This window comes from Phenylobacterium hankyongense (assembly GCF_003254505.1).
GTDB lineage: Bacteria > Pseudomonadota > Alphaproteobacteria > Caulobacterales > Caulobacteraceae > Phenylobacterium > Phenylobacterium hankyongense.
Genome location: NZ_QFYP01000001.1, coordinates 2,367,340 through 2,392,072, shown reverse-complemented (window position 1 = coordinate 2,392,072; position 24,733 = coordinate 2,367,340). Strand labels below are relative to the sequence as shown.

Below are 24,733 nucleotides of genomic sequence, written 5' to 3'. Positions count from 1 at the left end.
CGTGCACACAAGGAGCCGGCCCGGCTGAGCCGCAAAGGGAAAGGCGCCGCCGTGAGGCGACGCCCTGCCGATCTCCGACCGTCCGCGGCGCGCCGGTCGCCGCGCCCCTGCGCTGGGCTAGACGGGCATTCGACGCTTGGTGAACTCGCGGCCCATGATTGCGCTGTCCTCCCGGGACTCGATCACCATCGCCCCGTCCTGGATCTGCTTGATGATGTAGTCCGCCCGGTTGGGGTCCGTGCTGCCGGCGTTCAGGAAGCGCAGGCTGTTCTTCTTGCACAGGTCGAGGACGTTCTGGCGCACCCCGGCCATGTCGGCGCGGGCCTCGTAGTTCTCCGCCATCGGCCCGTCTTCCGGAATGCTGGCGAGGTCGCCCAGCCAGTAGTTGTGGTCGCCCGGGCCCCACTCGGCCATCGAGATGCCCGGCACGGCCAGCGTCTTGGCGGTGTTCGGGTCGGCGAAGGTGTCCTCGATCTTCACGCCGAAGAACAGTTCGCCGCGCGGGTTGAGCGGCCAGGTGTCGGCGATGTGGACGTACTTGTTGGTGGTGATGCCCCACACCTCCGCCGCCCAGCCGGCGCTCGAGCCGCGGAGGCCGCGCATCGGCAGCTTGGGCGTGTTCGGATAGTCGAACGGATAGCGCACCGCCATCTGGGCCGCGACCTGGATCGCCTTCGGATCCCGCGCGTGACAGATGTGGATGCCCATGATGCCGCAGTCGAGCAGCTGGCTGAGCACCCAGCTGTTGGCGCGCATGTAGGCCTCGTCCAGGCCGATGATCGGCGTCGAGACGAAGACCGCCGGGAAGCGGTGGCCGCTGCGGGTCGGGCCGCCGTCGCGGACGCCGCGCATGAACTCGCGGATGGCGGTGAAGTCGAGCGCGCCGTGCTCGGTTTCGTAGCAGAGGGCGTCCGCATAGGTGCGGGACATCTTCACCCCCTGCTCGTAGGGATCGACGCCGGGAACCACGCCCGCGCCGGTGTAGTAGATCGGCTGGTTGTCTTCCCAGAGCTCGATCACCTTGTTGATGCGGCGGGGCTTGTAGTTCCAGTCCACCGTCGAAGGCTGGACGCCGGAATTGACCGACGGCTCCCGCGAAGGCCGGGGGGCGTTGGGCCGTCGGGTCGCGCCCGCAGCCGCGCCCTGCGCCATCGCGCCCGTCGCCGCCAGCCCGACGCTCAGGCCGGCGCTGGCCGCAAGAAATTGCCGCTTCCCAGAGTCCATCGTCATCTCCCTATTGATTTGTTGCGTTGAGGCGACGGGTTGTCGCCGGGGTGACGGATCGACCCTCCGCCTGAGGCTTGGAGGCGGCCGGCCGACACCTGCGTCGGCCGGCCTTTCCGCTACCAGTTGCTGCGCTTCATCACGTCGTCGAGCTCGGCGCGCGACATCGGGACCTTGTCGGGGTGCTGCTTGATCCACTGTTCGAAGGCCGCCTTGACCTTCGGCGACCAGCGGGCGTCGATCTCGCCCGGATCGAACTTGCCTTCGCGCAGCATCTGGTGACCGAAGGCGTCGCGCATGGTGGTGAATTCGGACTGCTCGATCACGTCCTTCGCCATGAAGGCCGGGATGAAGATCACCCCTTCGTTCTTGGCCAGCACCAGATCGCCCGGCAGCACGGTGGCGCGGCCGATGCGGATCGGGCCGTTGATCTGGGTCATCTGCATCTCGCGGATGGCCGAGGGGTCGTAGCCGCGGGTGAAAGCGTTGAAGCCGTTGATCTCCGACAGGCCCTCGGGGTCGCGGACGCTGCCGTCGAACACCACGCCATTCTTCGACTTGGCGTAGATCGAGTTGCCGAGGTTGTCGCCGATGAGGGTGCCGTCGGCCATCTTGCCGTAGCCGTCCGCGACGTAGACGTCGCCGGTCTGCAGCATGTTGATCGGCCAGATGTTCGGCTGGCCGACACGGCCCTCCTTCTTGGCGGTGTCGATCAGCGGCTTGCTGAGGTCGGGCCGGGTCGGCATGTACTGGGCGGTGAGCGCCCGGCCGGCGAATGGCTTGTCGACGTGAAGCATCTGCCAGTTGCCTTCGAACTGGTTGTTGAAGCCGGCCTGGCGCATCGCGCCCCAGGCGTCTTCGATCGAGATGTTCAGCGCGCGCCGGACCAGGTCGTCCGAGAGCTTGGGCCGGCCGTCGGGGTAGCGCTCGCCCTTGTAGTCCGAGGTGAAGTAAAGGATCTGGTCCTTGCTCGCCTGGATCTGGGCGGTCGCCGACGAGGCGACGAGGACGGCGCAGGCGGCCGCGATAGGCGCGAGGAATTTCCCTCTCATTTAACCCTCCAACTTTTCATGTGCGTTGTTCAAAAGGCGCCCGGCGCCGCCGCCGCGACCCTGCTCGGGCCGATGACGACGCCCTCCGGGGGCGGTGGATCCGTCGCCGTCGCCGTCCGGACGACGAATCCGCGGCGGCGTGTTGTCGAAAGAAGCTTGCAGCGCGCGCCGCGCCTGCCGGTCGACCGTCGCGCCCTCGTGGCGCTGCGCCGGTCATGACCTTGCAGCGGGCCGTTCGGCCTGGTCGCCGACATATCCGCAGCCTCCCGTCTGCGATGCGCGCCCTCTTAGGGGGCTTTATAAGCGCGAGCGTATTTCAGGACAATTTTGCATGCAATAGCATTGTGTATGCAGTTTGCGCCGGGCAAGCGGCCTCGCCCCGGCGCAAGCCGGCGCTCGATCGCTCCTGAGTCGGGAAGTCGGCCTAGGCGGCGCCGGCCGAACGCGCCCGCACCCGGACCCGCGGGCGGTTCTGGCTTTGCGAGATTCGCTCGATCACGCCCTGGGCGAAGTGGTCCTGCATCAACCGGCTGAGCAGCGGCGCGTCACGGTTGGTCAGCGCCGCGAAGATGCCCCGGTGCTGCTCGAGCGCCGCGCCCCAGCGTTCGCGATCGAGGGTGTTGATCGTCCGCGCCCGCTCGGCGCGCGGCACCGTCAGCCGCCACACCAGGATCAGCGACGAATTCTGCGACGCTTCGACCATCAGCTCGTGGATCGCCCGATTCGTCTGGGTGTAGCTGGTGCGATCCATGGCTTCGAAGTGGCGCTCGAGGTCGGCCTGGAGCTTCCCCAGCAGCTCCATCTGCTCGGCGGTCATCCGCTCGCAGGCCAGCTGCCCGGCCAGCGCCTCCAGCGTGCCGAGCACGGCGAACACGTCGATCGATTCGCTTTCGTCGAGCTCGGCCACCACCACGCTGCGGTGCGGCAGGCGCAGGACCAGGCCCTCGGCGGCCAGGGTGCGGAACGCCTCGCGCACCGGCGTCCTCGACATTCCGAGACGCTGGGCGAGCGTCACTTCCCGCAGCTGCTCGCCGGGCTCCAGCTCTCCCGAGAGGATCATCTCCCGCAGCGCGGTCACCGCGTCCTTGTGCATCCAACCCTTTTGCGGCTTGGCCTTCGACTCGCCGGCCGGCGGGGTCTTCGGCTTCGGCCCGCGAAGGGCAGTTCGACCTGTCGGCATCAGGATTGGACCATTGGCGAGGAGGCGCACCACGTTGAGGGAGGCGTCATATGCAAGATAAGCAGCCTTGGCGCCCCTAAAAAGGCGCTGCTCCGCCCACGACCCACGGGGCGACTATGAGTGGTTTCCCCTACGTCACCGCAAACTGCATACGATATGCGATCGCAAAACCCATGGTCGTGATGCAGCTTTGGGTTCACATGCATGCAAGAGGCCCTTAGGCCCAGAAAAAGTAGCCGGCCGCGCGGACGCGACCGGCTCAGGCCTTGGTGAGGCGCTAGGTTCCCGAGGGATGAGAGGAACCTGGGCCTACGCCGGAGTAGCATCGCTCCCAATTTTTGTATACATGAATGCGCAAGCCCCCGGCGGTTTTGCACAACGGGGCGCAAAACACGTCAGCCCCGGAGGAAACGATGCGCCATCGCGACGCTGAAGTGGTTCCGGCCTCCGTCCTGGCGGACGCCGTGGGCCGCACGCCCCTGCAACACTACGTGCTGTGGACCGGCCGACCGGCCATCGGGCAACCCGGCTCCCTGCGCTCCCGCGCCTTCGGCTGCGTCCATGAGGTCGGCGTTCCGGTCAGCCTGCGCGTGCTGTTGCAACGGGCGGCGAGGCTGGACGGCGCGGCGGGCCTCAATCCGGATGTGGTGCGTAACGGCGTACGGCTCCACCAGGCGGCCCGGCCCACGGTGGTGATCCTCCTGGAGCGCCGGTCCTCTGGCGAATTCGTCACCGTCACCGACATCCCGCACGCCGGCGCCCTCCACCGTCCGCTTCGCGCCGGCGAGGTGGTGATCGACGCCCGCGGCGCCTGTCGCCTGGACCTGTTCGCCCACGCCGCCTGAGGCTGTCAACGGCCGGTTGTATGCAATTTTTTCGCCTGCTATGCCTAAGCTGGCGCCGGGACGCGGCGCACTCGCACGGAATTCAGCGGCCGCCGCCCTTCATGAGCGGCCGGCGAGAGGAAACAGGTGAGAAGTCGATGAGACGCGTTTCCAGACGAGCTGCGCTTGCCCTGCCGTTCGTCGGCTACCTGATGGCCAGGGCGTCGGCCCGCGCGCAGACCGCGGCGCGTCCGGGGCCGCCTGCCCGCGGTCCGCACGCGAAGGACGTCGAGTGGCGCAGCTTCGCCGGCGACCTGGCCAACACCCGCTATTCGCCGCTCGACCAGATCAACGCCGCCAACTTCAACGACCTGGAGGTCGCCTGGCGGTTCAAGACCGACGCCTTCGGGGCGCGGCCGGAATACCAGTTCGAGAGTACGCCGCTGATGATCGGCGGGGTGATCTACACCACCGCCGGGTCGCGTCGCGACGTCGTCGCGCTGGACGCCGCCACCGGCGAGATCCTCTGGATGCATCGAGAGGACGAGGGCCAGCGCGCCGAGGTCGCGCCGCGCAAGCTCTCCGGCCGCGGCCTCGCCTATTGGACCGACGGCGTCGAGGGCCGCATCCTCTATGTGACCATCGGCTACCAGCTGGTGGCGCTGGACGCCAAGAGCGGGCTGCCGGTCCCGGGCTTCGGCGTCAACGGCGTCGTCGACCTGAAGCAGGACGACGACCAGGACATCGATCCGATCCTGTCGGACATCGGCCTGCACGCCACGCCGTGCGTCGCCAAGGACGTGGTGATCATCGGCGCCGCCCATTCGGTCGGCAACATCCCGAAGACCTTCAAGAACACCAAGGGCTACGTCCGCGGCTTCGACGTCCGCACCGGCAAGCGCCTGTGGATCTTCCACACCATCCCGAAGAAGGGCGAGTTCGGCTACGACACCTGGCTGGACGGGACCGAGAACATCGGCAGCGGCGGCGTCTGGTGCCAGATCTCCGTCGATGAGGAGCTGAACCTCGCCTACCTCGGCGTCGAACTGCCTACCGGCGACGAGGAGGGCGGCCACCGCCGGGGCGATGCGCTGTTCGGCGAGAGCCTGGTGGCGGTCGACCTGCACACCGGCGAGCGCCGCTGGCACTACCAGATGGTCCACCACGGCCTGTGGGACTACGACACCTGCTGCGCGGCGATCCTCGTGGACATCCCGGTCAGGGGGAAGATCGTCAAGGCGCTGGCGCAGCCTTCCAAACAGTCCTTCCTCTATGTGCTCAACCGCGAGACCGGAAAGCCGATCTGGCCGATCCCGGAGAAGCGCGTGCCGAAGGGCGACGTGCCCGGCGAATGGTACTCGCCGACCCAGCCGCACCCGTCCAAGCCGCCGGCCTACGACGTCCAGGGCATCGATCCGAGCGTGCTGATCGACTACACGCCCGAGCTTCATGCGCAGGCGCTGAAGCTGATCGCCAACTACCGGATCGGGCCGATCTTCACGCCGCCCACGGTCTACCATCCCGAGGGCAGCTGGGGGACGCTGACCGCGCCGAACCTGACCGGCGGGACCAACTGGGCCGGCGGCTCCTACGACCCGGAGCACCACATCGTCTACGTCTACTCCAAGACCCAGGCCGACGTGATGATGGCGGTGAAGAACACCGACCCGGCGGAGTCCGACTTCGACTACGTGAACATGCGCGCTGCGCCCCGCGCCCCGGGCAAGCCGCCGGAGCGCGACGGCTTCCGGCCCGGCCTGCTGACCGTGCAGGGCCTGCCGCTGCTGAAGCCGCCCTACGGCCGCATCACCGCCATCGACCTCACCAAGGGCGACATCGCCTGGCAGATCGCCCACGGCGAGACCCCGGACGAGATCCGCAACCATCCGGCGCTGAAGGGCGTCAAGATCCCGCGCACCGGCCGGGCGGGGTCGCTGATCGGTCCCTTGACCACCAAGACCCTGGTGGTCTGCGGCGAGGCCGGCTTCGTCACCACTCCCTCGGGCGCCCGCGGGGCGATGCTGCGGGCCTACGACAAGGCCACCGGCGAGGAGAAGGGCGCGGTCTACCTGCCGGCGCCGCAATCCGGCGCGCCGATGACCTACATGCTGGGCGGGGCGCAGTACATCGTGCTGGCCATCGGCGGCGGGAACTACAGCGGCGAGTTGGTGGCCTTCCGGCTGCCGCGCGGATAGGCGAGGTCCCATGAACCCCATCACGAGAGCGGCGGCCGCGGCCGGCCTTCTGGCCCTGACGACCGCCTGCCCGTCGCAGGCCCAGCCCCCGTCCCGGTCGGTCTGGGACGGCGTCTACACGGCCGTGCAGGCGGAGCGCGGCAAGGCGCTCTACGCCGCCAACTGCGCCCTGTGCCACGGCGCGTCGCTGAGCGGCGGCGACATGTCCCCGGCCCTCTCCGGGGGCGGCTTCCTCGGCGCCTGGACCGGCCAGAGCGTGGGCGACCTGTTCGCCCGCACCCGCACCACCATGCCGGCGAGCAATCCCGGCAGCCTGGGCGGCGCGACGGTCGCCGACATCACCGCCTACCTGCTCTCGACCAACCAGTTCCCGGCGGGTACGGCGGAGCTGCCCCGCGACGCCCAGGTCCTGCAGCAGATCCGCATCGATCCCGCGCCCGCCGGCAAATAGCCCGGTCCGGCGCTCAGGCCCGCAGGAGGTCGCGGGCGGCGAGGTTACGCATCAACTGGGAGATGCCGTAGGTCCAGGGCGGCGCCTCGTGGCACCGCACCACCTTGTTCTCCAGCGTGCCGAGCTTTTCCGAACTCACCCGCACCAGGTCGCCGACCTTGTGGGTGAAGCCGCCGCCCTGCGTCTCGCGGTCCTCGACCGGGGCGAACATGGTGCCGAGGAACAGCACGAAGCCGTCCGGATACTGGTGGTTGCGGCCGATCGTCTGGGCGACGAGTTCGACCGGATCGCGGCTGATCAGGGCCATGCTCGACTTGCCCTCCAGGCGGTAGTTGTCCTGCCCGTCGATCTCCAGCGAGACCACCGCCTGGCGGACGTCGTCGAGGGTGAAGGTGTCGTCGAACAGGCGGATGAAGGGCCCCAGGGCGCAGGAGGCGTTGTTGTCCTTGGCCTTGCCGAGCAGCAGGGCGCTGCGGCCCTCGATGTCGCGCAGGTTGACGTCGTTGCCCAGGGTCGCGCCGCGCAGCCGTCCCTGCGGATCGCAGACCACGACGATCTCCGGCTCCGGATTGTTCCAGTCGGAGTCGGCGCGGATGCCGACGCATTCGCCCCAGCCCACCGACGACAGCACAGGCGCCTTGGTGAACACCTCGGCGTGCGGCCCGATCGCCACTTCGAGGTACTGCGACCACAGCCCGTCGGCGATCAGCACCGCCTTCAGATCCTCGGCGGCCGGCGAGCCGGGCGTGACGGCCTTCAGGTCGGCGCCGATGCGCTTCTGCAGCCCCTCGCGGATCTCGGCGGCGCGGCTCGCATCGCCCCGGGCGCGCTCCTCGATCACCCGCTCGAGCGCGGAGACGGCGAAGGTCACCCCGGCGGCCTTGACGCACTGCAGGTCGATGGGGGCCAGCAGGCGCGACGCGCCGCCCTCGCCGTCCCAGGCCGGCGTGATGTCGTGGTCGGACAGCGGCCCGAGGTCCCGCCCCGCCGGCGGCTCGGCGCCGGGCTCCAGCCTGGCGAGAAGATCGGCCACGGTGGGCGCGTGGGCGGAGAGGTCCCGCAGCCGGCCGTCCACCACCGCCACCGGCGTCGGACCGGCCGGAAGCATCATCCTGCCCAGCAGGCGCGCCCGATCCCAGTCCTGCGGCAGGAATCTTCCCATGGCACTTCTTCCATACAAGTTTCCCACCCGCTATCCGACGCGGGCGTTCACCTGTCAATCGGCGAAGCCGTCGGGCCCTGACGCGGCGGCCTAGGCCGGAACGGACAGCGGTCGGCCGGGGGGCGTGGTGGTCTTGCGCTTCGACATCGTCTCGCTGCCGTTGTCGAAGTGCTCCTGCATCAGCGTGCTCAGCCGCGGCCCGTCCCGCGCGATGATCGCCTCGAGCATGGCCCGGTGTTCGTTCACCGCCTCGGCCCAGCGCCGGCGATCGAGGTTGTTGAGCGTCCGCGCGCGCTCCGCCCTCGGCAGGATCATCCGCCAGGCGAGGATCAGCGAGGTGTTCCCCGAGCCCTCGACCAGCAGTTCGTGGACCCGTCGGTTGGTGTCGGTGTAGCCGACCCGATCGGCCATCTGGAACTGACGCTCCAGGGTTTGCTGCAGCTCGGTGAGCTCGTCGATCTGCACCTGGGTCATCCGATAGCAGGCGAACTGGCCGGCCAGCGCCTCCATCGCGCCCAGCACTGCGAACACGTCGACTGAATCCTCGACGTTGACCTCGCTGACCACGACGCTCCGGTTGGGCAGGAGGTCGACCAGGCCCTCGGCGGCGAGCGTGCGGAACGCCTCGCGCACCGGCGTGCGGGACATGCCCAGGCGCTCGCTCATCACCACTTCGCGCAGCCGCTCGCCGGGGGGCAGTTCGCCCGACAGGATGAGCCGCCGCAGCACGGCGACGGCGTCCTGGTGCAGCCAGCCCTTTTGCATCTCGATGGGCGCGCGTTTCGCCGGCGCAGCGTCCTGCGCCGGAGCGTCCTCGGGGACATTGGTGGTGGTGGTCGACCGGTCGCGCGCCATGGCGGAAATATCGCACCGCCCTGTCGGGATACAAGCTTAATCCCGGCCGACGGTTGGCGACCGTCCGCCTGCCCTCTAAATAGGCCGGACCCGTCGGCGGCCGAAAGGGCGCGAAGACATATTGCATGCAATCTGCGCTTCGCGCATTGACGTGTGTCGGGCGCGCCTCGCGCACTCGAACCCCCGACCTCGAACCTCCCGACCTCGAACCCCCGACCTCGAACCAAGGGCCTGCCACATGAAGATCACCGGCGAGATGTTGATTGGCGGCGCGGCCCGGGCCGGGCGTGACGGCGCGATCAAGGCGTTCGATCCCACGGCCGGACAGCCGATGGAGCCGGTGTTCGGCGGCGCGACGCGCGAAGACCTCGAGGAGGCCTGCGCCCTCGCCAAGGCGGCGTTCGACACCTATCGCCACACCAGCCTGGAGGCGCGCGCCGCCTTCCTGGAGGCCATCGCCGACAACATCCTGGAGGTCGGCGACGCCCTGGTCGAACGCTGCATGGCCGAGAGCGGCCTGCCCCGGGCGCGCCTGGAGGGCGAGCGCGGCCGCACGGTCCATCAGTTGCGGATGTTCGCCGGCGTGGTCCGCGACGGCGGCTTCCTGGAGGCCCGGATCGATCCGGCGCAGCCCGACCGCACGCCGGCGCCGCGGGTCGACCTGCGCCTGCGCAACGTCGCGCTGGGACCCGTGGCGGTGTTCGGCGCCAGCAACTTCCCGCTCGCCTTCTCCGTCGCCGGCGGCGACACCGCCTCAGCCCTGGCCGCCGGCTGTCCGGTGGTCGCCAAGGCCCACTCCGCGCACCCGGGGACGTCGGAGATCGTCGGCCGCGCCGTGCAGAAGGCGGTGCGTTCGGCCGGCCTGCCGGACGGGGTGTTCTCCCTGCTGTTCGACAGCGGCCTCGCCATCGGCCAGGCGCTGGTGGCCGATCCACGGATCAAGGCCGTGGGCTTCACCGGCTCGCGCCGCGGCGGCCAGGCGCTGATCGCCATCGCCCAGGCCCGCGAGGAGCCGATCCCGGTCTACGCCGAGATGAGCTCGATCAATCCGGTGATCCTGTTCCCCAGCGCGCTGGCCGAACGCGCGGAGGCGATCGGCAAGGCCTTCGCCGCCTCCCTGACCCTGGGCGCGGGCCAGTTCTGCACCAATCCCGGGCTGGTGTTGGCGGTCGAGGGCGAGGGCCTGGACAGGTTCGCCGCCGCCGCGGCCGCCGCGATCTCGGAGGCGTCGGCCGCCGCCATGCTGACCCCCGGGATCCATGCCGCCTATTGCGCCGGCGTCTCGACCCTGGAAGACCACCCGCAGGTCACCACCGTCGCCCGCGGCCGTCCCGGCGACCTGTTCCAGGGCCAGGCTGGGCTGTTCTCCACGACCGCCGAAGCCTTCACGGCGAATCCCGAACTGCAGCACGAGGTGTTCGGCGCGAGCTCGCTGGTGGTGCGCGCCCCGGATCTCGAAGGCCTACGAGCGCTGATCGCCGCGCTGGAAGGCCAGCTGACCGTCGCCCTGCACGTGGCAGACGGCGACCACGACCAGGTGCGCCCCTTCCTGCCGCTGCTCGAGCGCAAGGCCGGACGGATCCTGTTCAACGGGTTCGGCACCGGGGTGGAGGTCGGCCACGCGATGGTCCACGGCGGCCCCTTCCCGGCGACCTCCGACGGCCGCTCGACCTCGGTGGGCTCGCTGGCGATCATGCGGTTCCTGCGGCCGGTCTGCTACCAGGACATGCCGAAGGGCCTGCTGCCGGCCGAGCTCGGCGATGCGAACCCTCTGGCCATTCCCCGCCGCATCGACGGCCGGCTGGAGCTGCCGGCCTAGCCGCTCCGGTTCAGGCCGGCTGGAGGGCCGGCCCCTCGGCGTAGATCCGCTTCGAGCAGTCGAGGGGGATGAACAGCAGGGCGGCCAGGAGGCACAGGCCCGCGAGCACCAGGAAGGCCGCGTCCCAGCCGTAGAGGGTGACGATATACCCCGTCAGCGCCGCGGCGCTGGCGCCGGCGATATTGCCGAAGGTGTTCATGATCGACGACACCGAGCCGGCGAACTCGCCGCCGATGTCGAGCGTCACCGCCCAGGAGACGCCGACCGTCAGCTCCAGCCCGAACAGCGCCACGCAGAAGAAGGCCACTCCGACCAGCGGGCTGGCGGACAGCACGGCCGGCGGGATGGCGCCTGCCGCCAGCAGGAAGCCCACGATCGCCACCGCGCGACGGGAGAAATTGAGCCGGCCCGTCCACTTGAAAAGCCGGTCCGAGAAGGTGCCGCCGGCGACATCGCCGACCACCGCGGCCAGCAGCGGCAGGCTGGCGTAGAAGCCCATCTCCTTCAGCGAGAAGTGCCGGGCGTCGACCAGGTACTTGGGGAACCAGGTCAGGAAGATCGCCATCACATAGGCGTAGCAGGCGTACATGGCCGACAGCACCCAGATCTGCGGGTTGCTCAGGAGCTGGCGCCAGGGGACCGCCTTCCTGGCCGAGCCGGCCAGCGGCTTGCCGCCGAGCCCCGCCTCGATGAGGGCGCGTTCGCCGGCGTTCACCTGGCGGTGCTCCTCCGGGGTGTCGCGGTAGAACCAGAACCACACCGCCGCCCACGCGAGGCCGAGGCCGGCGAAGGCGAAGAACGGCGTGCGCCATCCCCACTTGGCGATCAGCAAGACCACCAGCACCGGGGTCAGTGCGCTGCCCAGCCGCGCGCCCGCATGGGTCAGGCCCTGGGCGAAGCCGCGCTCGGACGGCAGCATCCAGCGCGACAGCGAGCGGGTGGCGTTGGGAAAGGCCCCGGCCTCGCCCGCGCCGAACAGGAACCGGCAGACGACGAGCGAGCTGGCCGACCAGGTCAGCGCGGTGGCCGCAGTGAAGGCCGACCACCACATGACGATCCCGGTCAGCACGCGCCGCGGACCGTAGCGGTCGCCGAGCCAACCGCCGGGGATCTGGAACAGGGCGTAGCTGAGCTGGAAGGCGCCGAACACCCAGCCCATGGCGATCAGCGAGAGCCCCATCTCCTTCTGGATCGAGGGCGCGGCGATCGAGATCACCACCCGGTCCATGTAGGTGATCATGTAGGCCGCGACGGTCAGCCACAGCACGATATGTCGGACCCGGGTCGGACGGACTGGCAGGGCGGGTTGAGCCATGGTCGTGTCTTCCTCGGAGATGGGGTCAGGCGAGGTCGGGGATGCGCGCCGGTCGGCGCGTCACTTGTCCCAGATGCTGCGCACCTTGCGGCCGGCCACGTACACGGCGTCGATCTTCCGCGTGTTCCGGATGTCGGTCAGCGGATCGGCGTCGAGCACCACGAGATCGGCCCACTTGGTCGGCTGCAGGGTGCCGAGGTCCTTCGCCCGCAGGAACTGGGCGGCGCGGCCGGTGGCGGTGGCGATGGCTTCGGCGGGGGTGATGCCCGCCTGCACCATCAACTGCAGCTCCCAGTGCTCGAAATAGCCGGGGAAGCGCCCGGGCGGTCCGGCGTCGGTGCCGAATCCGATCGGCACGCCGGCGGCGCGCAGGCGCCCCAGGTTCTGCTCGGCGGTTTGCAGGAAGGCCGGATAATCGTGGAAGTGCGGCGCGGAGGCGACGGTCTTCTGCCGTTGGGCGTCAGCGAGGATCTTCAGGGTCTGAGCGGACACGCCCCTCTTGAAGAACGGATCGTCCAGGAACGGCGCGCGCTCGCCGTAGGCGAACATCGACGCTTCACGCGACAGGGTCTCGGCCAGCTGCCAGGTGCCGTGCCGCTTCATGCCGTCGATCAGCTCCTGGTCGATCGGCTTGTCGCGCACGCTGTGGGCGAAACCATCGATGCCCTGGGCGACCAGGCGCTTGGCGTCCTGCAGATAGAAGACGTGGGCGACCGCGCGCAGGCCGCGCTTGTGGGCCGAATCGATGATCGCCTTGGTGATCTCGGGCGGCATCTTGGGCATCGTCCCAAGCTCGTCGTCGAGCCACAGCTTGATGATGTCGACGCCCTTGGCGGCCTGGGCGGCGACCTCCCGGTCGATCTCGGCGGGGCTGGAGACCGGCTGGTTGACCCCCGCCAGGCCGCCATAGCCGCCCTTGAACACGAAGCCCTGACCGGCGGTGTAGACCCGGGCCATCGTCGGGCGACCGGCGCGCTGCGCCGCGCGCAGGCGGAAGATCAGATCGGAGTCGGTGCCGAGGCTCTCCACCGTGGTCACGCCATAGGCCGCATAGGTACGCAGGTCCTGCTCGACGTTGTCCTGCGTGAAGAACTTCTTGTCCTGGACCATGTCCTTCACGTTGCCGAGGTGGACGTGCAGGTCGATCAGGCCGGGCATCACGTACTTGCCCTTGAGGTTCACCACGGCCGCCTTGGCGGGCGCCTTCAGCTTGCCCGTGGGGCCGACCCAGGTGATCCGCCCGTTGTCGATGACCATGGCCGAATTCACCGCGGCCGGGCGGCCGGTGCCGTCGATCAGGGTGAAATCCCGCAGCACGGTGACTTCGGCCCGGGCTTCGGCGGCGAACGCCGCGGTCAGCGTCAGCGCGCTGAGGGCAAGAAGCCTGCGGATGGGGCGAGCACGCATGGACGACACTCCAGGTCGGTTGATTGCCCCTCCACACGGAGGGCGCAGCGAGGGCCGCGCCGCCGACAGCTCAACAGGGTGGGAAGACGTCCATCGTATTCCCCCCAAACGGCTATCATTGGCGCAGAGCGCGAACGCAAGCTTGCATACAACCATTTTGCGCTCAAGCCTGTTGTGGACAGGATGGATTCGGCAGGGCGGATGAAAATTCGACGGAGAAGCTGCCCGGCGCCTCTATTCCACCCTCACGCGCCCCGCCTCGCGCCACGGGCGGCTCCTCCTGAACCCTGGTAACAAAGGCTCCGCACGGTCGCAGCCTTCCCTCGCTTGACGGAGGTTCGCAAACTTGTATACATCTTGGCACCGCGCTTCACCTGATGCTTTGTGCGTATTGCGCGCATTGAGCGGTCCCAACATTCGATGATTTGACCTTGGACCCAGCAATGCTCCCCCTCGCCGGCATCCGCGTCCTAGATGTTTCGCAAGTCATGGCGGGGCCGTTCTGTTGCATGTTGCTTGGCGACATGGGCGCCGATGTCATCAAGATCGAACCCCCCAAGGTCGGAGACCAGACCCGGCGTTCGATGGGCTTCCGTTTGAAGGGCGATGACAGTCCGGGCTTCCTGGCGCTGAACCGCAACAAGCGCAGCATCTCGCTCGATCTGAAGACCGACGCCGACCGTGAGATCCTCTACGCCCTGGTGCGTACGGCCGACGTGCTGGTCGAGAACGGCCGTCCCGGCGTCGCCGCGCGGCTGGGCATGGGCTACGAGACCCTGCGGGCCATCAATCCGCGGCTGGTTTACGCCAGCATCTCGGGATTCGGGCAGAGCGGGCCCTGGGCGCAGCGGCCCGGCTTCGACCTCATCGCCCAGGCCATGTCGGGGGTCCTGAGCGCCACCGGCCTGCCCGGCAGCGAGCCGGTGAAGACCGGCGTGCCGGTCGGCGACCTCGGCGCGGCCCTGTTCGCCGTGTACGGCATTCTCAGCGCGCTCGTCGGCCGCCAGACCTCGGGCGAGGGACAGATGGTCGACGCCTCGCTGTTCGAGGCCGCGCTCGGCCTGTCGATCTGGGAGACCACGGAACTGTGGGGCACCGGCCGGTCGCCGCAGCCGCTCGGCACCGCCAACCGGATGTCCGCCCCCTACCAGGCGGTGCAGGCCTCCGACGGCTACTTCGTATTCGGCGCCGCCAATCAGAAGCTGTGGCTGTCGTTCCTGGAGGCGGCCGACCGCCTGGACCTCGAGCATGACCCGCGGTTCGCCACCAACAGCGACCGGGTGGCCAACCAGGCTGCGCTGATCGCCAGCCTGCATCCGACGTTCGCCCGCCGCACGGTGGCCGAGTGGGTCGACGACCTGCTCGCCAAGGGGGTGCCGGCCGGACCGATCTATGACTACGGCCAGGCGCTGGCGAGCGAGCACGTCGGCGCGCGCCACATGGTCCAGGACATCGCGCACCCCGTCGAAGGCTCCTTCAAGGCGCTGGGCTTCCCCGTGAAGCTCAGCGACACGCCCCAGGAGGTTCGTTACCCGCCGCCGCTGCTCGACGAGCACCGCGAGGAGATCCTCGCCGAGCTCGTGGAACGCGGCCTCATCGGCAGCCACCAGATGGAAGACGCGACACGGACATGAGCGAGGGAAAGGTCGTCTTCTCCAGGGTGGGGTCGGTCGGGCGGATCGTGTTCGACAACCAGCCCGCGCTCAACGCCCTGACCTTCGACATGTGGCGCCAGCTCGGGGACATCTGCCGCGAGATCGCGCAGGACCGGTCGCTTCGGATCGTCACCCTGCGGGGCGCAGGCGGCAAAGCCTTCCTGGCCGGCACCGAGATCAGCGGCTTCCTGGACTTCACCTCCGGCCAGGACGGCATCGCCTACGAGCGGCAGATGGATGAGTACGTCGGGCTGGTCGAGGCCCTGCCGATGCCGACCCTGGCCATCGTCGAAGGCTGGGCGGTGGGCGGCGGCATCGCCCTGTCGTTCGCCTGCGACCTGAGGATCGCCACCCCGAGCGCCCGCTTCGGCTCCCCGATCGGCCGCTCGATCGGCAACTGCCTGTCGACCAAGGGCTACGTCCGGATGGTCAACCACGTCGGCATCTCCCAGGCCAAGCGGATGCTGCTGCTGGGCGAACTGCTGACCGCCCAGGAGCTGTTCGAGCTCGGGCACATCCTCAAGGTGGTCGAACCGGAGGAGCTGGACGCCGCCGCGGCGGCGATCTGCGAGCGGGTGGCGAGCCACGCCCCGCTGACCATGAGCGTCAGCAAGGAGGCGATCCGCCGCTACGCCTACGCAGGCGCGCCGGACATCGATGACCTGGTCGAGATCATCTACGGCAGCGAGGACTTCAGGATGGGCGTGCGCAACTTCCTGGAGAAGAAGCCGCGCGTCTGGACCGGCGCCTGATCGGCCGCGTCTCAAGGGGGCGACGATGATTGCAGCCGACATCGGCGACTACCGCACGCTGGCCCGCCGCCGGCTGCCGCGCTTCCTGTTCGAGTACATCGACGGCGGCTCCTATTCCGAAACCACCATGCGGCGGAACATCGAGGACCTGCAGAACATCACCCTGCGCCAGCGGGTGATGCAGGACGTCTCGCAGGTGGACCTCAGCACCACCCTGTTCGGCCAGGCGGCGTCGATGCCGGTGGCCCTGGCGCCCGTCGGCCTGGCCGGCATGTACGCCCGCCGCGGCGAGACCCAGGCGGCGCGGGCGGCGGAGGCGGCCGGCGTGCCGGTCATCCTCTCCACCATGTCCTGCTGTCCGCTGGAGGAGGTCCGCGCCGCGGTCGCCGCGCCGATCTGGTTCCAGCTCTACATGATCCGCGACCGGGTGTTCATGGCCGACCTGCTGGCCCGCGCGGCCGAGGCCGGCGTCACCACCCTGGTGCTGACCGTCGACCTGATCGTCCACAGCCCCCGCTATCGCGACGTGCGTACGGGCCTGACCGGGTCGCAGGGCCTGGGCGCCCAGGTCGCCCGCTTCCTCGACATCGCCCAACACCCCGCCTGGGCCTGGGACGTCGGCGTCCATGGCCGCCCGCACATCCTGGGCAACGTCGCCAGCGCCATGTCGTCCGGCGCGGGCCTCGACCAGTTCACCGCCTGGGTCGGCCGCAACTTCGACCCCTCCGTCACCTGGAAGGACATCGACTGGCTGCGCGAGCGCTGGAAGGGCCGGCTGGTGGTGAAGGGCATCCTCGACCCGGAGGACGCCGACGCCGCGGTTCGCGCCGGCGCAGAAGGGCTGGTGGTGTCCAACCACGGCGGCCGCCAGCTCGACGGCGCCCCCTCGTCGATCGCCGCCCTGCCCTCGGTGGTGGACGCGGTCGCCGGTCGGGTGAGCGTGCTGATGGACGGCGGCGTGCGCTCGGGCGTCGACGTCCTGCGCGCCCTGGCGCTGGGCGCCGACGGCGTGCTGATCGGCCGGGCCTGGGCCTACGCCCTGGCCGCGCAGGGCCAGCGCGGCGTCGCCCGCATCCTCGACCTGCTGCGCCACGAGATGGCGGTGGCCATGGCGCTCACCGGCCAGACGGACGTGAAGAAACTCGACCGCTCGATGCTGCGCTGAGCCCAGCCGGCGCTGGGATCACTCCCCGCCGGCGGAGACCTGGCAGGTGGCGATCGCGGTCATGTTGACGATGCCGCGGGCGGTGACCGCCGGCACCAGCACATGCAGCGGCTTGTGGAGGCCGACCAGCATCGGGCCCACCATCAGGGCGTCGCTGGCGGCGCTCAGCAGCGTCAGGCTGATGTTGGCGGCGTCCAGGCTGGGCATGATCAGCAGGTTCGCCGCGCCCTCGAGCCGGCTGTCGGTGATCAGGTTGTCGCGCAGCGCTTCGCGGAGCGCCGCGTCGGCGTGCATCTCGCCGTCGACCTCGAGGTCGGGGGCGCGCTTGCGCAGCAGCGCCAGGGCCTCGCGCATCTTGCGCGCGCTGGGGGAGTTGCTGGCGCCGAAGTTGGAATGCGACAGCAGCGCCACCTTCGGCCGCACGCCGAACCGCTGCACGCCCTCCGCCGCCAGCACCGTCATCTCTGCCACCTGCTCGGCGGTCGGGTCGACGTTGACGTGGGTGTCGCAGAAGAACAGCGGACCGATCGGCAGGATCAGCGTCGACATGGCGAACACCCGGCTGACGTCCTGGCGGCGCGGGATGATCGGCAGCGCATAGGTCAGGTGCCGCCACCAGTCGCCCTGCCCGCCGACCAGGGCGGCGTCCACATGGCCGGTCCGCAGCAGCATGGCGGCGGTGACGGTCGGCCGGGTGGTCAGCCGCCGCACGGCGGCCGCGCGCGACACGCCGCGGCGTCCCACCAGCTGTTCGTAGATCTCCACCAGCGGGGCGATGGCCGCGGCGTCGGTGGGGTCGACGATCTCCACCTGCGCGTCCAGGTCGAGCCGCAGGCCCAGTTCGCGGACCCGCTGGGCGATGACGGTCCGACGGCCCACCAACACGGGCCTGGCCAGCCCCTCGTCGATCACCGTCTGGGCGGCGCGCAGCACGCGCGGATCCTCGCCCTCGGCGTAGGCGACGCGGGCCGGCGCCTGGCGCGCCAGCTCGAACACCGGACGCATCAGCTGGCCCGAGCGGAAGGCGAACTGTTCCAGCTCCCGGCGGTAGGCCTCGAAGTCGGCGATCGGCCGCTCGGCGACCCCGGAGTCCATGGCCGCGCGGGCGACGGCCGGGGCGATCACCAGGATCAGCCGCGGGTCGAAGGGCTTGGGGATGATGTACTGCGGCCCGAACCCCGGGATGGCGCCGCCGTAGGCCGACGCCACCACCTCGTGCGCCTCGGCGCGGGCGAGCTCGGCCAGGGCTTCGGCGGCGGCGACCTTCATCGCCTCGTTGATCTCGCGGGCGCCCACGTCCAGGGCGCCGCGGAAGATGAAGGGGAAGCACAGGACGTTGTTGACCTGGTTCGGGAAGTCGCTGCGGCCGGTGGCGACGATGGCGTCGGGCCGAAGCTCGGCCACCAGCTCGGGCATGATCTCCGGATCCGGATTGGCCATCGCCAGGATCAGCGGCTTGTCGGCCAGCAGCGGCAGCCATTCCGGCTTCAGCACCCGCGGCGCCGAGAGGCCCAGGAAGATGTCCGCTCCGCCCAGCACGTCCGGCAGGGTGCGCGCGTCGGTGCGGCGGGCGTAGCGGGCCAGGTTCTCCGGCATGTCGGGCTCGCGGCCCTCGTAGACCACGCCCTTGATGTCGGTGAGGAACACGTTCTCGGCCGGCAGCCCCATGGAGACCAGCAGGTCCACGCAGGCCAGGGCTGCGGCCCCGGCGCCGGAGGTGACCAGCTTGACGTCCTTCAGCGACTTGCCCTGCAGCAGCAGGGCGTTGCGCACCGCCGCCGCGCAGACGATGGCGGTCCCGTGCTGGTCGTCGTGGAACACCGGGATGGCCATCCGCTCGCGCAGGGCCTTCTCGATGACGAAGCATTCCGGGGCCTTGATGTCCTCCAGGTTGATGCCGCCGAAGGTCGGCTCCAGGGCCGCCACCACCTCGATGAACCGTTCGGGATCGTTGGCGTCGACCTCGATGTCGAAGACGTCGATGCCGGCGAACTTCTTGAACAGCACCGCCTTGCCTTCCATCACCGGCTTGCTGGCCAGCGGGCCGATGGCGCCCAGTCCCAGGACCGCCGTGCCGTTGGAGATCACCGCCACCAGGTTGCCGCGGGCCGTGTAGTCCCGCGCGGCGTCGGGGTCGGCGGCGATGGCCTCGCAGGCGGCGGCGACGCCGGGCGAATAGGCCAGCGCAAGGTCGCGCTGCGTGGCCATGCTCTTGGTCGGCTCGACCGACAATTTCCCGGGGCGGGGATGGCGATGGTAGTCCAGCGCCGCCTGGCGGAAGTCGTCTTTCATGGTCGGGCCCTCGGGCATGGAATCACTCCGGCTGCGCCAGCGCTCCGCCCGCGATCATCCGCGGCCGTCGTCGACGGCCGGCCGGGCTGCAAGGCGGCAAGTCCTTCCGCAGGCGCGAACGGCGCCGCTGGCGGCACGGCATATACCCGGCGACCGTCGCCGATCCAAAGGAACATCGGCCTCGAACTGTCGATGTCGGCCGGGAAATTGGCCTGATGGCAGCCTCAGGCCGAGGTTGCATCCTTGGCGACCATTCCGGCGGCGGCGGGGTGCGACGGCGCGCGCTCCCAGAGATGTTGGATCGCCTCGAGGCTGCGGCCCTTGGTTTCAGGCACGAAGCGCCAGACGAACAGCGCCGCCAGCACGCTCATCCCGCCGTAGATCCAGTAGGCGAAGCCGTGGTTGAACGCGGCGTTCAGCCCGGAATCGCCGTCCAGGACCTTGAACGACCAGGAGACGAACAGGTTGGCGATCCACTGCGCCGCGACCGCGATCGCCATGGCCTTGCCCTTGATCGAGTTGGGGAAGATCTCGGCCAGCAGCACCCAGGTGACCGGCCCCCAGGAGAGCGAAAACCCGGCGATGTAGAGCACCACCACGACCAGGGCCCAGAGGCCGACCGCATGGGCGTTGAACAGCGAGCCGAGCGCGAACATCGCCACGGCCATGATCAGGGCGCCGGTGATCATCAGCGGCTTGCGGCCCCAGCGGTCGACGGTGAACAGGGCGACGAGGGTGAAGGCGGTCATCGCCACCCCCAGGATGATGGTCTGCAGGAAGGAGACGTTGGCGGTGAATCCGGCGTTCTCGAACATCAGCGGGCCGTAGTAGAGCACCGCATTGATGCCGACGACCTGCTGGAAGATCGACAGCATCACGCCCACCAGCAGCACCTTGGCGCCGAAGCTCAACAGCGGCCGGGTCGGCGTGACCAGCGTCTCCTCGATCTCGGCCAGGGTGGCGTTGGCCAGGGCCTCGTCGTGGGTCAGGCGCTTGAGCACGGCCAGCGCCTTCTCGTGCTGGCCCTTCATGACGTACCAGCGCGGGCTGTCCGGCGCGCGGAGCAGCAGCAGGAAGAAGGCGGCCGCGGGGATGGCTTCGGAGGCCAGCATCCAGCGCCAGCCGACCGTCCGGATCCAGGCGGCGTCGCCCTGCGAGGCGATGGCCCAGTTCACGAAATAGACGACGGTGATGCCGATCACGATGGCCATCTGCTGGAAGGTCACCAGCCGGCCGCGGTCGTTCGGGGGCGCGATCTCGGCGATGTAGAGCGGCGAGAGCATGGAGGCGAGGCCGACGCCGACGCCGCCCAGCACCCGGTACCAGATGAAAGGCGTCAGCGCGTCGGGACCCATGCCGCCGATCGGGCCCAGCCCGAACTCCGGCCAGGCCGAGCCGATGGAGCCCACCAGGAACAGCACGGCCGCCACCAGCAGCCCGCCCTTGCGCCCGACGGCCGTAGAGATCGGCCCGCCGACCATGGCCCCGATCACGCAGCCCAAGAGGGCGCAGGAGATGGCCCAGCCCGACAGGCTGGAGGCGGCGCCTTCGGGCAGGCCGCGCGGAGTGATGAAGTTGGCGTCGATGGCGCCCACCGCGCCGGAGATCACCGCGGTGTCGTAGCCGAACAGCAGCCCGCCCAGGGCGGCCGCCATGGTCAGCCCGACGACCAGCGAATTGTTGGCCTTGCTCATGAACGTCTCCCGGCGGGGCGAGGCCCGGCCTTTTCCCGTTGGCCCGCAGTCTCCGCCGCGACGCGGCCCCAGGCTGAAGGGGCGCCGCCGCCGCGGTCAAGCCCGATCGTCGGGCTCACCCTATGCCCACCCCGCGTCGATCCAGTATTCGTGGCCGGTGCAGAACCGCGCGTCGTCGGAGGCGAGGAACAGCACCAGGGCGGCCACGTCGGCCGGCTCGATCCGGCCCTTCAGGCACTGCTGGGCGACGATCTCGGCCTCGCCTTCGGGCGTGTACCACTTCAGCTGTCGGGGCGTGCGCACGTTGCCCGGCGTGACGCAGGTGACGCGGATGCCGTGCGCCCCGAGGTCGCGCGCCAGGGCCTTGGTCATCCCCTCGATCCCGGCCTTGGCGGTCTCGTAGAGCACCAGGTCCGGCAGTCCCAGACGCCAGGAGATCGAGCCGAAGTTGATGATCGCGCCGCCGCCCGCCGCCTTCATGGCCGGAACCACGGCCTGGGCGCAGAACAGCATGTGGCGCAGGTTCACCGCGATGCGGTTGTCGAAATAGGCCGGCGTGACCTCGTCCAGGGTGTGGCGGTCGTCGTTGCCGGCGTTGTTCACCAGCACCTGCACCGGCCCGATGGCCTCGAAACAGGCGGCGATCGCAGCCGTGTCGGTGAGGTCGCAGCGGTGGAAGACCGGCGCCGCCGACGCCTCGGCGAACTGCGCGGCCAGCGCCTGCGACTCCGCCTCCAGCACGTCGAGGAAGTGGACCTCGGCGCCCTGCCGCACGAAGGCCTCGACCAGGCCCGCGCCGATGCCCGAACCGCCGCCGGTGATGACGACCCGCTTGCCCTCAAGGCTGGGGTAGACGGCTGACTTCACCACGACGACCTCCCGGTTCCCCTACCTTTGCCCCAACCACAGCGCGATCCCAACTCCGCGTCGCACGCCAGGGGCGACAGCGCCCGCCACCCGTGGTTAGCTCGCATCCTGGGCGTGCAATAGGGGGGGAAACCTAGCCATGACCATCACCGACACCGGCGCTGGCGGCGCCGCGGGAAAGCTCGACATCGGCCGCGTGATCCAGGAGCTGTTCGCAGTCCTGCGCCGCAACTTCGCGACCTTCGCCATCCTGGCGCTGATCCTCACCGGCCTGCCGACCGCGCTGGTCGGCTTTCTCCAGCTCGACATGGTGCGTTCGGGGGCCCGGGGCCTGAGCGGCTTTGGGGCCGGCGGCATCGTGTCAGGGCTCGCCGCGCTGATCCTTCAGGCTGCGTTGATCTACGCCACGGTCGCCGACCTGAACGGCCGGCCGGCGTCCGTGACGGACAGTTTGCGCACCGGCCTGCGGGTCTTCCTGCCGCTCCTGGGGATCAGCATCCTGTACGTGCTGGCGGTCGCCTTCGGCCTGGTCCTGCTGGTCGTGCCCGGCGTGATGATCGCTGTCGCCTGGTGCGTCGCCGTCCCGGCCTTCGTCATCGAGCAGACCGGCGTGTTCGACGCCTTCGGACGCAGCGCCCAGCTGACGCGCGGCAACCGCTGGCGGATCTTCGGCCTGTTCGTGATCTACGTGATCGCCACGATCATCGTCGAGGCGATCGTCGGCGCCATTGGCGGGGCCGCCGGCATCGTCACGGGGGGCGGGTCGGTCGGGGTGTTCCAGGCGGTGGTGATCATGCCGCTGATCAGCGCAGCCAGCGCCCTGATCGGCGCCACCGGCGCGGCGGTGCTCTACGTCGAGCTGCGCCGGCTGAAGGACGGCGTCGGTCCCGAGGGCCTGGCGGCGATCTTCGACTGAGGCGTCAGCTCCGGTCGAACTTGTCGCGGCGGCGATGGCCGAACAGCAGGCGGGTCTCCAGCCGTCCGCGCAGGGCCGCGTAATAGGCGCCCAGGAACGCGCGGTCGGAGGTCTCCAGCGGGCCCTCCCAGCCGATCTTGGTGCGGATCCGGCGCGCCACCTCGGCGGTGGTGCGGCGGTCGCCGGTCCGCAGCACCTGTTCGAGGACGTGCAGCTCCTTCACCCCGTAGGCGTTCAGCTGCGCCTGGGTGAAGGCGACGCCGGCCACCGTCGCCGGGACCTCCTGCGCCAGGTCCGGCCGCAGCACGCGCCTCGGCGTCTTGACCACCATGGTCCCGGCGGCGAGGTCGCCCAGCCGCAGCCCGTCGCGGTTGAACAGCGGGAACAGCACGAAGACCCCGCTCCAGATCGCCCCCAGGGCGACCAGGCCGGCGTCCACGCCGTAGCCGCGCGAGAACAGGAACATGGCCGGCAGGAAGACCTCGATCTCGCGCATGGCGTTGCGCGCGAACACCGCGTCCGCCGTCAGCCGCCCGCCGTCGCGGGCGATGACCCGCAGGCCCATGGCCCGCTTGCCCGGCGTCGCCCCGCCCGGCCGCAGCTCGAAGCCGATGAAGTAGAAGTTGCGCAGCGCGAATGCGCCCAGCAGCCAGATCACCGCCATCAACTGCGCGCCGATCGGGCTGTGCGTCCCCCACGCGGCGAGGGCCAGCAGGATGGTCATGCCGATCAGCACGCCCAGCAGGATCAGGACGTCGAGCACGAAGGCGCCGCAGCGCTCCGAATAGGCGGCGACCCGCAGCTGCAGGTCGACCCCTTCCGGCGTGACGAAGGCCCGCCGCTCGTCGTCCAGCGGGCGGGGCTTGCGCTCGCGGCGGGCCGCGCGCCAGGCGGTGAAGCCCGCAGTCATGCGCCGCCTCGCCGGCGCGGCCAGTAGAAGTAGCCGCCCCACACCAGCGCGCTGGCGCCGGCGACGCCCAGGCGGACCAGGTCGTTCTGCACCAGCTGGCGGGCGAAGCCTTCCAGCAGCCCGGCGACGAACAGCATGACCACCACCCCGGCCATCACCAGCGCGGCCTGCCGGCCCGCATGCGCCGCCGCGTCCACCCGCGTGCGCTCGCCCGGGAAGGCCACCGCCCAGCCGATCGACAGCCCCGCGGCGCCCGCCAGGGTGATGGCGAACAGCTCGGTGACCCCATGGATCATCAGCCAGCCGGTCGCCTCGAAGGCCAGGCCACGGGCGGCGAACACCGCCAGGAAGGCGCCCAGCATGCAGCCGTTGTAGAGCACCAGCGCCGCGGTCGGCAGGCAGAGCGCGAAGCCCAGCGCAAACGCGAACAGCGCGATCTGCGCGTTGTGGGTGAACAGGAATGCCGCCATCACCGAGAGCGCCTCATGGGCCGAGGGCGCATGGTAGAGCGTTCTGCGCAGGAACTGGGCCGAGGCGGTGGGATCGCGCCCGCTGGCCAGTTCGCCCGGGATGAAGCTGTAGAACCAGTCCGGGTCGCGGCGGACCAGGAAGAAGGCCGCCACCGCGCCCAGGGCGCCGATCAGGCCGGACACCACCGTCTCGCGCCACAGCGCCCGCACCGCCGCCGGCCAGTCCCGCAGGAAGAAGTTCGCCAGCCGCTCCAGCGGCCGGGTGCGGGTCCCGTAGACGAAGAAGTAGGCCCGCGCGCTGAGGCTCTCGAGATAGTCGATCAGGCTCTGGTCCAGCGAGATGGAGCGGGCCACCGACAGCGACGACAGCGCCTGGCGATAGAGCAGCGGCATGGCGATCAGTTCGTCGCGGCTGAGCTTCGCCGCCCCGCCCCGCTCCGCGCGGGCCAGCAGGGCCTCCAGCTTGCGCCAGTCGGCCTCGCGTTCGGACCGGAAGCGGTTGCTCTTGAGCTGCAGCTCGGCCATCGG

Annotated in this window: 20 protein-coding genes; 8 read left to right on the top strand and 12 right to left on the bottom strand. The window is 69.9% G+C overall.

Annotated elements, in window-relative coordinates:
• Positions 1-117 precede the first annotated feature (117 nt).
• From DJ021_RS11535 to DJ021_RS11525, 3 genes are all read right to left on the bottom strand, one after another.
• Positions 118-1,224 carry a hypothetical protein gene (locus DJ021_RS11535; RefSeq protein WP_111457685.1) on the bottom strand — a complete coding sequence of 369 codons (1,107 nt, stop codon included), beginning with the start codon at positions 1,222-1,224 and terminating at the stop codon, positions 118-120.
• Between the two features lie 119 nt (positions 1,225-1,343).
• Positions 1,344-2,276, bottom strand: coding sequence for an RraA family protein (locus DJ021_RS11530; RefSeq protein ID WP_111457684.1), 933 nt, complete (start codon positions 2,274-2,276; stop codon positions 1,344-1,346).
• Positions 2,277-2,700: 424 nt separating this feature from the next.
• Positions 2,701-3,369: a GntR family transcriptional regulator gene (locus DJ021_RS11525; protein WP_165837196.1), complete on the bottom strand. Its 669-nt coding sequence runs from the start codon at positions 3,367-3,369 to the stop codon at positions 2,701-2,703.
• Positions 3,370-3,869: 500 nt separating this feature from the next.
• Here DJ021_RS11525 and DJ021_RS11520 point away from each other — a divergent pair, with 500 nt between their 5' ends.
• The 3 genes from DJ021_RS11520 to DJ021_RS11510 all read left to right on the top strand — a co-directional run bounded on the left by DJ021_RS11520 (position 3,870) and on the right by DJ021_RS11510 (position 6,926).
• A complete protein-coding gene (locus tag DJ021_RS11520) occupies positions 3,870-4,301 on the top strand; it encodes a hypothetical protein (protein WP_111457682.1) in 432 nt (143 codons plus the stop codon).
• A 137-nt stretch (positions 4,302-4,438) separates the two neighbouring features.
• Positions 4,439-6,475, top strand: a complete 2,037-nt coding sequence (locus tag DJ021_RS11515; RefSeq protein ID WP_207801824.1) for an outer membrane protein assembly factor BamB family protein — start codon at positions 4,439-4,441, stop codon at positions 6,473-6,475.
• 10 nt (positions 6,476-6,485) lie between these two features.
• The gene (locus DJ021_RS11510; RefSeq protein ID WP_111457680.1) at positions 6,486-6,926 is read left to right on the top strand and encodes a c-type cytochrome; all 441 of its coding nucleotides are present in this window, start codon (positions 6,486-6,488) and stop codon (positions 6,924-6,926) included.
• Between the two features lie 13 nt (positions 6,927-6,939).
• Here DJ021_RS11510 and DJ021_RS11505 read toward each other — a convergent pair whose 3' ends face one another.
• Entirely contained in the window at positions 6,940-8,088 is a 1,149-nt protein-coding gene (locus DJ021_RS11505; RefSeq protein WP_111457679.1) for a fumarylacetoacetate hydrolase family protein, read from the bottom strand.
• A 90-nt stretch (positions 8,089-8,178) separates the two neighbouring features.
• A complete protein-coding gene (locus DJ021_RS11500; RefSeq protein WP_111457678.1) occupies positions 8,179-8,943 on the bottom strand; it encodes a GntR family transcriptional regulator in 765 nt (254 codons plus the stop codon).
• A 238-nt stretch (positions 8,944-9,181) separates the two neighbouring features.
• Between DJ021_RS11500 and DJ021_RS11495 the strand changes: the two genes are divergently transcribed.
• On the top strand, positions 9,182-10,762 hold the full coding sequence (locus tag DJ021_RS11495; protein ID WP_111457677.1) for an aldehyde dehydrogenase (NADP(+)): 1,581 nt from the start codon (positions 9,182-9,184) through the stop codon (positions 10,760-10,762).
• A gap of 10 nt (positions 10,763-10,772) precedes the next feature.
• Here the strand turns inward: DJ021_RS11495 and DJ021_RS11490 are convergent, their stop codons facing one another.
• Positions 10,773-12,077: an MFS transporter gene (locus DJ021_RS11490; protein ID WP_111457676.1), complete on the bottom strand. Its 1,305-nt coding sequence runs from the start codon at positions 12,075-12,077 to the stop codon at positions 10,773-10,775.
• 60 nt (positions 12,078-12,137) lie between these two features.
• A complete protein-coding gene (locus tag DJ021_RS11485) occupies positions 12,138-13,484 on the bottom strand; it encodes an amidohydrolase family protein (RefSeq protein ID WP_207801823.1) in 1,347 nt (448 codons plus the stop codon).
• Between the two features lie 443 nt (positions 13,485-13,927).
• Here DJ021_RS11485 and DJ021_RS11480 point away from each other — a divergent pair, with 443 nt between their 5' ends.
• From DJ021_RS11480 to DJ021_RS11470, 3 genes are read left to right on the top strand one after another with little or no spacing between them, the layout of a single operon-like run.
• Positions 13,928-15,118, top strand: a complete 1,191-nt coding sequence (locus tag DJ021_RS11480; protein WP_111457675.1) for a CaiB/BaiF CoA transferase family protein — start codon at positions 13,928-13,930, stop codon at positions 15,116-15,118.
• Positions 15,115-15,891, top strand: a complete 777-nt coding sequence (locus DJ021_RS11475; RefSeq protein ID WP_111457674.1) for an enoyl-CoA hydratase — start codon at positions 15,115-15,117, stop codon at positions 15,889-15,891. Before DJ021_RS11480 ends, DJ021_RS11475 begins: the two co-directional genes overlap by 4 nt.
• A gap of 25 nt (positions 15,892-15,916) precedes the next feature.
• The gene (locus tag DJ021_RS11470) at positions 15,917-17,056 is read left to right on the top strand and encodes an L-lactate dehydrogenase (RefSeq protein ID WP_111457673.1); all 1,140 of its coding nucleotides are present in this window, start codon (positions 15,917-15,919) and stop codon (positions 17,054-17,056) included.
• Positions 17,057-17,074: 18 nt separating this feature from the next.
• Here the strand turns inward: DJ021_RS11470 and DJ021_RS11465 are convergent, their stop codons facing one another.
• The 3 genes from DJ021_RS11465 to xylB form a co-directional block, all read right to left on the bottom strand.
• Positions 17,075-19,348: an NADP-dependent malic enzyme gene (locus tag DJ021_RS11465; protein ID WP_111459074.1), complete on the bottom strand. Its 2,274-nt coding sequence runs from the start codon at positions 19,346-19,348 to the stop codon at positions 17,075-17,077.
• A gap of 224 nt (positions 19,349-19,572) precedes the next feature.
• On the bottom strand, positions 19,573-21,042 hold the full coding sequence (xylE, locus tag DJ021_RS11460; protein ID WP_111457672.1) for a D-xylose transporter XylE: 1,470 nt from the start codon (positions 21,040-21,042) through the stop codon (positions 19,573-19,575).
• A 120-nt stretch (positions 21,043-21,162) separates the two neighbouring features.
• Entirely contained in the window at positions 21,163-21,909 is a 747-nt protein-coding gene (gene xylB / locus DJ021_RS11455; protein ID WP_111459073.1) for a D-xylose 1-dehydrogenase, read from the bottom strand.
• 139 nt (positions 21,910-22,048) lie between these two features.
• On the opposite strand from xylB, the gene DJ021_RS11450 reads away from it, so the two are divergent.
• The gene (locus tag DJ021_RS11450; RefSeq protein WP_111457671.1) at positions 22,049-22,825 is read left to right on the top strand and encodes a glycerophosphoryl diester phosphodiesterase membrane domain-containing protein; all 777 of its coding nucleotides are present in this window, start codon (positions 22,049-22,051) and stop codon (positions 22,823-22,825) included.
• A 4-nt stretch (positions 22,826-22,829) separates the two neighbouring features.
• Here the strand turns inward: DJ021_RS11450 and DJ021_RS11445 are convergent, their stop codons facing one another.
• Both DJ021_RS11445 and DJ021_RS11440 read right to left on the bottom strand, forming a co-directional pair.
• Positions 22,830-23,735 carry an RDD family protein gene (locus DJ021_RS11445; RefSeq protein ID WP_111457670.1) on the bottom strand — a complete coding sequence of 302 codons (906 nt, stop codon included), beginning with the start codon at positions 23,733-23,735 and terminating at the stop codon, positions 22,830-22,832.
• Positions 23,732-24,730 (bottom strand): stage II sporulation protein M, encoded by a 999-nt coding sequence (locus DJ021_RS11440; protein ID WP_111457669.1) that lies wholly within the window; start codon positions 24,728-24,730, stop codon positions 23,732-23,734. Before DJ021_RS11440 ends, DJ021_RS11445 begins: the two co-directional genes overlap by 4 nt.
• Between the last annotated feature and the right edge of the window lie 3 nt (positions 24,731-24,733).

Excerpts from the sequence above, each read along its gene's own strand:
- DJ021_RS11535 (WP_111457685.1), bottom strand. The coding sequence starts at position 1,224 with ATGGACTCTGGGAAGCGGCAATTTCTTGCGGCCAGCGCCGGCCTGAGC.
- DJ021_RS11530 (WP_111457684.1), bottom strand. The coding sequence starts at position 2,276 with ATGAGAGGGAAATTCCTCGCGCCTATCGCGGCCGCCTGCGCCGTCCTC.
- DJ021_RS11525 (WP_165837196.1), bottom strand. The coding sequence starts at position 3,369 with ATGCACAAGGACGCGGTGACCGCGCTGCGGGAGATGATCCTCTCGGGA.
- DJ021_RS11520 (WP_111457682.1), top strand. The coding sequence starts at position 3,870 with ATGCGCCATCGCGACGCTGAAGTGGTTCCGGCCTCCGTCCTGGCGGAC.
- DJ021_RS11515 (WP_207801824.1), top strand. The coding sequence starts at position 4,439 with ATGAGACGCGTTTCCAGACGAGCTGCGCTTGCCCTGCCGTTCGTCGGC.
- DJ021_RS11510 (WP_111457680.1), top strand. The coding sequence starts at position 6,486 with ATGAACCCCATCACGAGAGCGGCGGCCGCGGCCGGCCTTCTGGCCCTG.
- DJ021_RS11505 (WP_111457679.1), bottom strand. The coding sequence starts at position 8,088 with ATGGGAAGATTCCTGCCGCAGGACTGGGATCGGGCGCGCCTGCTGGGC.
- DJ021_RS11500 (WP_111457678.1), bottom strand. The coding sequence starts at position 8,943 with ATGGCGCGCGACCGGTCGACCACCACCACCAATGTCCCCGAGGACGCT.
- DJ021_RS11495 (WP_111457677.1), top strand. The coding sequence starts at position 9,182 with ATGAAGATCACCGGCGAGATGTTGATTGGCGGCGCGGCCCGGGCCGGG.
- DJ021_RS11490 (WP_111457676.1), bottom strand. The coding sequence starts at position 12,077 with ATGGCTCAACCCGCCCTGCCAGTCCGTCCGACCCGGGTCCGACATATC.
- DJ021_RS11485 (WP_207801823.1), bottom strand. The coding sequence starts at position 13,484 with ATGCGTGCTCGCCCCATCCGCAGGCTTCTTGCCCTCAGCGCGCTGACG.
- DJ021_RS11480 (WP_111457675.1), top strand. The coding sequence starts at position 13,928 with ATGCTCCCCCTCGCCGGCATCCGCGTCCTAGATGTTTCGCAAGTCATG.
- DJ021_RS11475 (WP_111457674.1), top strand. The coding sequence starts at position 15,115 with ATGAGCGAGGGAAAGGTCGTCTTCTCCAGGGTGGGGTCGGTCGGGCGG.
- DJ021_RS11470 (WP_111457673.1), top strand. The coding sequence starts at position 15,917 with ATGATTGCAGCCGACATCGGCGACTACCGCACGCTGGCCCGCCGCCGG.
- DJ021_RS11465 (WP_111459074.1), bottom strand. The coding sequence starts at position 19,348 with ATGAAAGACGACTTCCGCCAGGCGGCGCTGGACTACCATCGCCATCCC.
- xylE (WP_111457672.1), bottom strand. The coding sequence starts at position 21,042 with ATGAGCAAGGCCAACAATTCGCTGGTCGTCGGGCTGACCATGGCGGCC.
- DJ021_RS11450 (WP_111457671.1), top strand. The coding sequence starts at position 22,049 with ATGACCATCACCGACACCGGCGCTGGCGGCGCCGCGGGAAAGCTCGAC.
- DJ021_RS11445 (WP_111457670.1), bottom strand. The coding sequence starts at position 23,735 with ATGACTGCGGGCTTCACCGCCTGGCGCGCGGCCCGCCGCGAGCGCAAG.
- DJ021_RS11440 (WP_111457669.1), bottom strand. The coding sequence starts at position 24,730 with ATGGCCGAGCTGCAGCTCAAGAGCAACCGCTTCCGGTCCGAACGCGAG.